Origin of the sequence: Empedobacter sp. UBA3239 (genome assembly GCF_002362875.1) — a bacterium.
Taxonomy (GTDB): Bacteria; Bacteroidota; Bacteroidia; order Flavobacteriales; family Weeksellaceae; genus Empedobacter; species Empedobacter falsenii_B.
This window is the reverse complement of sequence record NZ_DEVJ01000008.1, coordinates 1-8,918: the sequence shown is the minus strand read 5'-3', so window position 1 is coordinate 8,918 and position 8,918 is coordinate 1. Positions and strand designations below refer to the sequence as shown.

At 32.3% G+C, this 8,918-nt stretch carries 11 protein-coding genes; 5 read left to right on the top strand and 6 right to left on the bottom strand.

Going from position 1 to position 8,918, the window contains the following annotated elements:
• From B4G36_RS00905 to B4G36_RS00885, 5 genes are all read left to right on the top strand, one after another.
• Positions 1–243: hypothetical protein (locus B4G36_RS00905; protein ID WP_291061303.1), on the top strand; the 243-nt coding region annotated here is incomplete at its 5' end.
• A gap of 243 nt (positions 244–486) precedes the next feature.
• Positions 487–1,860 carry a hydroxymethylglutaryl-CoA reductase gene (locus B4G36_RS00900; RefSeq protein WP_291061305.1) on the top strand — a complete coding sequence of 458 codons (1,374 nt, stop codon included), beginning with the start codon at positions 487–489 and terminating at the stop codon, positions 1,858–1,860.
• Between the two features lie 8 nt (positions 1,861–1,868).
• Positions 1,869–2,300 carry a pyrimidine dimer DNA glycosylase/endonuclease V gene (locus tag B4G36_RS00895; RefSeq protein ID WP_291061301.1) on the top strand — a complete coding sequence of 144 codons (432 nt, stop codon included), beginning with the start codon at positions 1,869–1,871 and terminating at the stop codon, positions 2,298–2,300.
• Positions 2,282–2,779 (top strand): YkgJ family cysteine cluster protein, encoded by a 498-nt coding sequence (locus B4G36_RS00890; RefSeq protein ID WP_171623750.1) that lies wholly within the window; start codon positions 2,282–2,284, stop codon positions 2,777–2,779. Before B4G36_RS00895 ends, B4G36_RS00890 begins: the two co-directional genes overlap by 19 nt.
• On the top strand, positions 2,780–3,067 hold the full coding sequence (locus B4G36_RS00885; RefSeq protein WP_125348911.1) for a hypothetical protein: 288 nt from the start codon (positions 2,780–2,782) through the stop codon (positions 3,065–3,067). It abuts the gene before it with no gap.
• Positions 3,068–3,102: 35 nt separating this feature from the next.
• On the opposite strand, the gene B4G36_RS00880 is transcribed toward B4G36_RS00885, so the two are convergent.
• The 6 genes from B4G36_RS00880 to B4G36_RS00855 form a co-directional block, all read right to left on the bottom strand.
• Positions 3,103–3,552: a hypothetical protein gene (locus B4G36_RS00880; RefSeq protein WP_147280029.1), complete on the bottom strand. Its 450-nt coding sequence runs from the start codon at positions 3,550–3,552 to the stop codon at positions 3,103–3,105.
• A gap of 153 nt (positions 3,553–3,705) precedes the next feature.
• Entirely contained in the window at positions 3,706–4,746 is a 1,041-nt protein-coding gene (locus B4G36_RS00875) for a PorT family protein (protein WP_291061299.1), read from the bottom strand.
• Between the two features lie 29 nt (positions 4,747–4,775).
• A complete protein-coding gene (locus B4G36_RS00870; protein WP_291061298.1) occupies positions 4,776–5,438 on the bottom strand; it encodes a hypothetical protein in 663 nt (220 codons plus the stop codon).
• Complete coding sequence (locus B4G36_RS00865) at positions 5,422–5,997, bottom strand: RNA polymerase sigma factor (protein ID WP_221854706.1); 576 nt, start codon at positions 5,995–5,997, stop codon at positions 5,422–5,424. Before B4G36_RS00865 ends, B4G36_RS00870 begins: the two co-directional genes overlap by 17 nt.
• A 143-nt stretch (positions 5,998–6,140) precedes the next feature.
• On the bottom strand, positions 6,141–6,914 hold the full coding sequence (locus B4G36_RS00860) for a type III pantothenate kinase (protein ID WP_280036254.1): 774 nt from the start codon (positions 6,912–6,914) through the stop codon (positions 6,141–6,143).
• A complete protein-coding gene (locus B4G36_RS00855; protein WP_291061294.1) occupies positions 6,914–8,767 on the bottom strand; it encodes a M1 family metallopeptidase in 1,854 nt (617 codons plus the stop codon). The genes B4G36_RS00860 and B4G36_RS00855 overlap by 1 nt, the downstream gene beginning before the upstream one ends.
• Between the last annotated feature and the right edge of the window lie 151 nt (positions 8,768–8,918).

Genomic DNA, 8,918 nt, shown 5'->3' with positions numbered 1-8,918 from the left:
ACTTTCGTTAGGATATCCATAGGTTTTAATATTAACAATTGTACTGGAAGTAATCTTACTTCTTGGATTTCTGGCAACACTATTGGTATATCATATAATCATCAAGGTTCTTCAGTTAATACCATAAACAACCATATTCAGTACTCAGCATATGGGGTATTAAACTATAACATTTTTGTAGAAGGAATTGGTACTATTTTCTCAGAAAACATTTCAAGATCTGGAGTATATACTTGTAATTAAAAAGTTTTAAAAAAATTCTTTTTGATAAACTCTTATAACACCTTTTATGTTAAGTAAAAGGTGTTTTTTATATTTTAGAATATCAATTTTGAAGTGGATATTTTCTTCAAAAAGTTATAGTACAATAACTAATTCTATATTTATTGTGTTTAACCAAATCCTCTACTCTACTAAATCGTTAAAAATTAATCAAAAAACAGAAGAAGTATCTTATAACATTCAAAACGTTTGTACTTTTGTCTTATAAAAAAAATATCCAATATGAAGCATCAAGCAGTAGAAGGTTTTTCGAAATTATCGAAAGAAGGAAAAATTGAATGGGTTGTCAATGAATATTTGAATGGCGATGAAAAAGCAATTCAAATCATGAAACAATATTGGAATGATGATGCAGATTTACAAAAACTGCACGACGAGTTTTCAGAAAATACAGTTTCTAATTTCTATATGCCGTTTGGTTTAGCACCAAACTTTTTAATCAACGACGAATTATATGCCATTCCAATGACTGTTGAAGAGTCGTCTGTTGTTGCTGCAGCTTCTAAGGCTGCAAAGTTTTGGCAAACACGTGGTGGTTTCAAAACAACTATTTTATCCACAACAAAATTAGGTCACGTTCATTTTATGTACGAAGGTGACAAAGAAAAGTTGCAAAATGCATTTGAAACAACGATTAAAAATCAATTAATCGAAACGACAAATGATATCACAAAAAACATGCGTGCGCGTGGTGGTGGTATTTTAGCTTTGGAATTAATTGATAAAACTGCTGATTTAGAAAACTATTATCAAATAAAAGCGTCTTTCGAAACAATGGATTCGATGGGTGCAAACTTTATCAATTCTTGTTTAGAGCAATTTGCCAAAACATTACGCAACGAGATAGAAGCTGATTCTACTTTTACAGATGATGAAAAAGATTCTGTTCAAATCGTGATGTGTATTTTATCGAATTATACGCCAGATTGTATTGTTCGTGCAGAGGTTTCTTGTCCTGTTGAGCAATTAGCCGAAGGAAATGTAACCTCAGAAGAGTTTGTAGAAAAGTTTTCGCGCGCTGTTCGCATTGCAGAAATAGAACCATATCGTGCAACAACACACAACAAAGGAATTATGAACGGAATTGATGCGGTTGTGATTGCAACAGGTAACGATTTCCGTGCTGTAGAAGCTTGTGCGCATACATATGCGGCGAAAGATGGACAGTATTCTTCATTAACGCATTGCGAAGTGAAAGATGGAATTTTCCGTTTTTGGATTGATTTACCAACTGCGCTTGGTACAATTGGTGGATTGACAGCTTTGCATCCGTTAGTAAAATTAGCAATGGGAATTCTTGGGAAACCGAATGCTAAAGAATTGATGGGATTTGTTGCTGTTGCTGGTTTAGCGCAAAACTTTGGTGCATTACGTTCTTTGGTTACAACTGGAATTCAGAAAGGTCACATGAAAATGCACTTAATGAATATCTTGAATCAGTTAGAAGCAACTGAAGAAGAAAAGAAATATTTTGTCAATTATTTTAAAGATAAAACGGTTTCTCATCACAATGTTATCGAAGAGTTTTGCAGATTACGTGGTGTAAAAAATGTAGAAGAGATCAAAAAAGAGAAGTAATCTAACAAATGCGAATTTGGTCTATTCATCCGAAATATCTCGATGCAAAAGGAATTGTAGCACTTTGGCGTGAAACGCTCTTGGCAAAAAATGTTTTGGAAGGCAATACAAAAGGTTATAAAAATCATCCGCAATTAACTCGTTTCAAAGCAATTGAAAAACCGCTTGAAGCGATTAATCAATATTTAGCAGAAGTTTGGGACGAAGCCACAAGACGAGGATATAATTTTGACCGAAATAAAATTGATTTTGATTTTACAAAGATTAAAATTGAGGTTACAACAGGTCAAATGCAATATGAATTCAACCATTTATTAAAGAAGTTAGAACAAAGAGATCCTGAGCGATTCAAACAATTTGAAAACCTTAAAATGGTTGATTGCGCGGAGATTTTTGAAGTAAAAGAAGGAGAGATAGAAAAATGGGAGATCATTTCTTAGAAGAATATTTTGCGAAAGCAAAAGAAAAACAACGCGAACACAAAAAGTTTTTGGAGAAGTTGAAGAAGAAACCGCCTAAAAACTTGGATCAGAAAATGGAAGAAATTCACGAAGATGTTTTCAATCGTATTGATTGTCTTTCTTGCGCGAATTGTTGCAAAACAACTGGTCCACTTTTTACACAAAAAGATATTGAGCGTTTAGCGCATGTTTTTCGAATCAAACCAAGTCAATTTATTGATAAATATTTACGAATTGATGAAGATAACGACTACGTTTTGCAGCAAGTTCCTTGTCCGTTTTTGGATAGTGAAAATTATTGTTTGGTTTACGAAGATCGCCCGAAAGCTTGCCGTGAATATCCACATACAGATCGCAAAAAGTTTTATCAAATTAATCATCTTACCATAAAAAACACGCTAATTTGTCCTGCGACTTACGAAGTTGTAGAACAAATGCAGAAAGAAATAAAAGTATAAATGGAAACACCTCTAAAAATAATCGCATTTATTATGTTGATATTTCCGACAATTTATCAAGGAATTGCTGGATTTAGAACCAAAGATGCTACTGTTGTAAAAAAAATTGCTTGGCGCGCCGTTTTGATGCAAATCATGGGAACGCTTTTGGCTTATTTTATCTTCATAAAAATTGGTCAAGACAAACAAGTTGCCATTTATGTTGGCTTTATGTTTTTTACGTCGCTTGCAATTTTAGTCCTAATACAAAACATTTTGATTTACTTAAAAAATAATAGTAATAATTAAAACGTCGCTCTATGAGCGACGTTTTTTTAATATCATTAAGCTAATAAATTAACGTATTGTTCTGCTTTTTCGGTTAGTTTAGTTTTTACTTGATCATAATTTGAATCAAAAAAACTTCGTAATCTGAACTTTGATTTTTTGGTTTGAATAGTTAGAATTTGATTGCGATTCAAGCGAAAAATATCTTCTTCTTCGTACAAATAATAAATTGCTCGATATGGAATTTCATCTTTTTTGAAAATTGTTCTGATTTCGAACGTTTCTTCTTTTAACGTAAATAAGGTCAAATTAAACGTTAAATCGTATAAAATAGACATCGATGCAAGTAAAGAAATCATGAAAACGCCAATGCGTAAAAAAGGTTCGTCTATCCAAAAATTTCCTCCAAACCAAAAAGCTTTGACAAACGTAAAGTTAACCATCATTAATAATAGAAAAATGATGACGAGAAGAAGTGTTTGCCAACTAAGTTTAGATTTTACCATCTCTGATTGGATTTGTACTAATTTACAATTTTTTTGAACAGATTTAGAAAATTTTTCTACAAATAAAAAACCTCAGATAAATCTGAGGTTCATTATATTTTAAAAATGTTATGTTATAAAATTTCAATACTAAAACTATGATTGAGATATTTCTTATATTCCAAGATTTATGCCAAACTGAATCATTTTACGATTATCAAATGTGTTATCTTTAAAATAATTGTTCAAATCTTTTCTTACAAAAACATCAATCAATCCTAAACCAATTGTTATTTCAGCTCCGTAGATAAAATTATTCACATTATAATTTCCACGTTCTTTGTTGCGAACACCATCTCCTTTGTAAATATTATTCGATGATAACAACGTTCCTCCATACATATACGCTGCGATATAGTGTTTTCCTTGCGGACGATATGCAAAATCTTCGGTAATATTTTTGACTTTCGAAAAGTTGTATTTAAATCCAACCGGAACCATAAAATAGGCCGAACGCAATTTCGATTTATCTAACGATTTATCACTTTTTACCAAGCCAACATTTCCATTTTCATCACGATTAAAGCGCATATCATCGTCGATGCGATACGTTCTCCACGAAAATAATCCTCCTGCCAAAAAGTTAACAGGACTTGTTAACGATAATTGTCTTTCGTACATTAAACCTACTGTAATGTTGCTCGAAAACTTCTCGTGTTTGTTCAATTCCTCATCTTTTTTTCCTGTAAACGCCATGTATCCAAAAGAAGCATAACCATTAATTTGATTCGCAATTCGGTAACGTTTCGTCACATCTTGTTTCGTTTTTGGCGTAATTGGATCTTCGCCGTTCATAATCGAAAATGCAACTTGTTGTTTGATGATATCATCTAAATTGAAATTTACCTCCTGAATACGATCATTTATCGTTCCCGAATACACGCTCGCAATCGCTTCTTTCTTCGCTGTAGCCTCAGAAGCATTCAGTTTTCCTTCTGTTAATTCTTTGTCAACTGCCGCAATTTTCTTTTCCATTGCAGATTTTTCTTCCTGAACAATTTGACGAATCACTAACGTAAATTCGCTGATGCGATCTTTTACAATTGGACTGATTTTTTCGTCATTTTTTTCATTCAAATCAAATGTAAATTTTTGAGCATATAGTGATGTAGCTGATAAGCATAATAATCCTGCTACGATAAGTTTTTTTATCATAATCTTGCTAATTTAGGGATATTAATGTTTTATTTGAAGCCGATAGAAACCACGCGCGATTGGTTTGACTCCTTTAGATTTTCTTTATTTTCGATCGAATACAACAACATATTTGGATCTACAAAATTCTTATTCTTTTTGTTCACTTTTACAGAATCTAATGTTGTGTTAGCTGCAATATTTTTCTTTGGTTGAGCTTCTGATTTTAAATCTTCTTTCTTCTCTACAATAGCTTCTTTCTTCGTTGGAAAAGCCATTTCAACTTGTTGAGATTCTTCGTTTATTGCCACTTGAACTTTACCATGTTGAATTGGTTTCTTCTCTTCTTGTGTCTGAATTTCAACTTCTTTTTTAGAGGAATCAATCTTTTCATTATTCGCTAAAATAGATTCTGAAGAGTGAATTGTATTCGAATCTGATTGAACTTTTTCAGAATTACTTTTTTCTTGATGATTTACCAATTCTTTTGGTTCATCATTTTTAGATTGATTCGTAAATAAATAAACAGACGTAGTAACTGTAAATAACGCCACAACCGCAGCAGATAACCACCATTTGTAGTTTGATTTTTGTGGTGATGGAGCGACATCCATACGAGCCTGAATTCTGTCCCACGCATCGTGCGAAGGTTTTAGCTCACGATTTTCTAAATCGTTTTTTATATAGTTTGATATTTTATCGTTGTTTTTCATTTGTCATTTTCTTTTTACTTAGAACAATTTCTTTCAGTTTTGCCTTTGCTCGAAACAATTGCGTTTTGCTGGTCGATACCGAAATATTGAGCATTTCTGCAATTTCTTGATGCGAATAATCTTCGAGAATATGAAGATTAAACACCAGTCTATAAGGTTCTGAAAGTTGATCTAACACGTCTTGCACATTAAAATTTAACCATGTTTCTTCTACTTCTTCATCTGCTTCATCATAATTAGAAACTCTTACATCATCAACATAAATCAATGTTTTATTTGCACGTAAAAAAGTTAAACATTCGTTGACCATAATTCGACGCATCCAACCTTCGAAACTTCCTTTATTTTGAAATTTCTCGATATGATTAAAGACTTTACAAAAACCATTAATCATACAATCTTCTGCATAATGCATGTCTTCGATATAGCTTCTACAAACGCTCAGCATCTTTTTGGAGTTTTGTTCGTAGAGTTCTTTTTGCGCCAAAGCATCGTTCTTTTTTAGTCGTTCGACTAAAATTTCTTCTTTACTTTTTCGATTTAGTACAAATAATTTCACGTGTGTTAATTGCTTTCTTACTTAATAGACTCAAGGTTTGTAAAAAGGTTACAGAAAATTAAACATTTTTTAGAAATGATTTGATATAGAACGAAAAAAGCTCGCAATTAGCGAGCTTTTTAATCATATTTATCAAAAATAAATTATTTCTGAAACGAATCTTTATTCAATTCGTATAATATTTTAAGACCTTTTATTGTGTGTAAACGATCATCAATATCAATTTTATCTGTCAACGATTTGTAAACACCGCCAACTCCTCCTGTCGAAATCACATAACATTGTTCTCCTTCTTCGGCATTGATACGATCAATCATTCCTTCAACCATACTCAAAAAACCATAAACCATTCCTGATTGCATGCAAGATTCTGTATCAGATCCTAAAACAGTTTTAGGCGCTTTCAGTTCTACTGTTGGTAATTGAGCCGTTTCTCCTACCAATGAATTTAAGGCAGTTATAATTCCAGGAGCAATCACTACTCCACCGACATTTGCCGATTCGTCAATCCCTAAAAAAGTTAACGCAGTTCCAAAATCAATGACAATTTTTTTACCTTGATAATTTTGATAATGTGCAGCCACTGCATTCGCATACAAATCTGTTCCCATTTGGTTTGACTTATGCTTGATTGCTGATGGTGTATTACGATCCACAACCATTGGTTTGAACTTGTGAATTTTTTGTAAAGCAATCTTAACACTTGCTGTAAGTGGTGGAACAACCGAACCAATCACAATATCTGTAATATCATATTTCTCAATTCCGAAAGGTTCGTACATGTTCGAGAATTTTGCAAAAAATTCGTATTCGGTACGATAAGGTTTTGAATTGATTGTCCATGTAATAATCTCCGTTTCACTTTTGAAAACTGCGAAACGAAGATTAGTATTTCCAATATTTACTGCTAATAACATTATTTTGTAAATACGTTATTTTTATCGTTTACATCTGCCAAACGTTTTGTTGGATCGATGGTAACTTGTTTAACTTCTTTCGAAACTTTAACATCATAGGTAGGTTTTGTCCAGAACCAATCTTCTAAAATAATTCTTTTTGCACCTTGGTATTCTACTAAGTTTTCTGCTGGTTTTTCTCCACGCATTTCACGTAAAGGAATGTAGAATAATTCTTTTGAGCCATCTGTATATTCTACCAACAAATCGATAGGCATTGCAAAATCTGATTTGTTTGCAATTGTGATTGTGTTTCCGTTTACAGCTTCTACAGCGTAATCAATTTTGCGTGTTGTATTGATAAATAAGTTGAAGTACCATTTAAGATTAATTCCAGAAACTTCTTCTGCTACACGTTTGAAATCATTCCCTGATGGATGTTTGAATTTCCATTGTTTATAGAATTCTAGGAATGTTTTGTTTAAATTATCATTTCCAATAATATATCCTAATTGAATTGCTAAAACTTGACCTTTGTAATATGCTTCTAAAGAGTATGCATAGTTTGTATTATAATAGTCTGCTAATAAACTTGCAGGTTCTTCTTTACCAGAAAGTGCTAAATTAATATATCCTTTGTAGGCATCTGGATTTGGATTAGAAGGCATTACTTTTAATTTATCTACAACATTAAGGTGCGCCATTTGCTCTACATATGATGTAAAACCTTCGTCGAACCATTCGTTGTATGTTTCATTGATACCAAATAATTGTTGGTACCAAGAGTGAGCTGCTTCGTGGAAAATAGTTCCGATTAAGCTATTTAAATTACTTCCTCCAGCAATTAAAGTTGCAGTACCATATTCCATACCACCGTCACCACCTTGAATGATTGAATATGTTTTCCAAGGATATTCGCCAAAGTGTTCAGAATTATAATCGAAGAAACCTAATGCGTAAGGCATTGCTTGTTTCCATGCAGAAGATTTATCATTGTCTTGGTAAACTAAATATACCTCAACACCATGCTTTGATTTTGCATGTTCTACAATAAATTCTTTGTCTGCAGCCCAAACAAAATCGTGAATATTTTCAGCTTTGAAATTCCAAGCTACTTTTCCATTCTTTGTTTTGATTGTTGGATTTTTTACATAACCTTTTACACTATTAGGGTCTTGTAATTCTCCTGAAGCTCCGATTACATAATCTTTATCGATGTTAATTGTGACATCAAAATTACCAAAAGGCGCAAAAAATTCGCGACCAATGTATTCATCTAAATGCCATCCTTCTGGATCGAATTCTGCCATTTTAGGATACCATTGTGCCATAGAAAATTCTACACCATCTTTCGAATTACGTCCAGAACGACGAATTTGTTCGGGAACTTGTGCATTCCAAACCATATCGAAAGTAGAAGTTTGTCCTTCTGCAATTGGTTTTGCTAATGTAACTTCTAAGATTGTTCCGTCTACTTTATATGAAACGGCTTTACCATCTTGTTTAAGAGATGTTACTTTTTGATAACCAATTTGATCTGGTTTTAATTCAGAAATACGGCTAACATATTTAGGATTTTCTTTTGTTCCGATATTTGTTGCCATTCTTTTATCAGGATCTGAAATGTTTTGTAAACGATTATCCATCATACTTCCTGGTTGAAAAGCATTAAAATATAAATGAAAATAAACTTTATTCAGGCTTTGACCTGAATTGTTGGTGTATTTCAATTGCATTTTTCCATCGTATTGATATGATTTTTCTTTCATATCAACATCTATTTTATAATCTACCTTTTGTTGCCAATATCCTTTACGTTGTGCAAAAGCTAATTGAACCAAACATAAGCAGATTAGTAAAGTGAATTTTCTCATTTCTAACTAATCATTAAACTTTAACTTCAAAAATACGAAAAAGCTTGAAATGGTTACTGATAATAAAAATATTATGAGCTACATTTAAAACATCTAACTTATCATACCCGTTGTGCATTTTTTATACTTTTGGTTTTTAGATTATTAATAT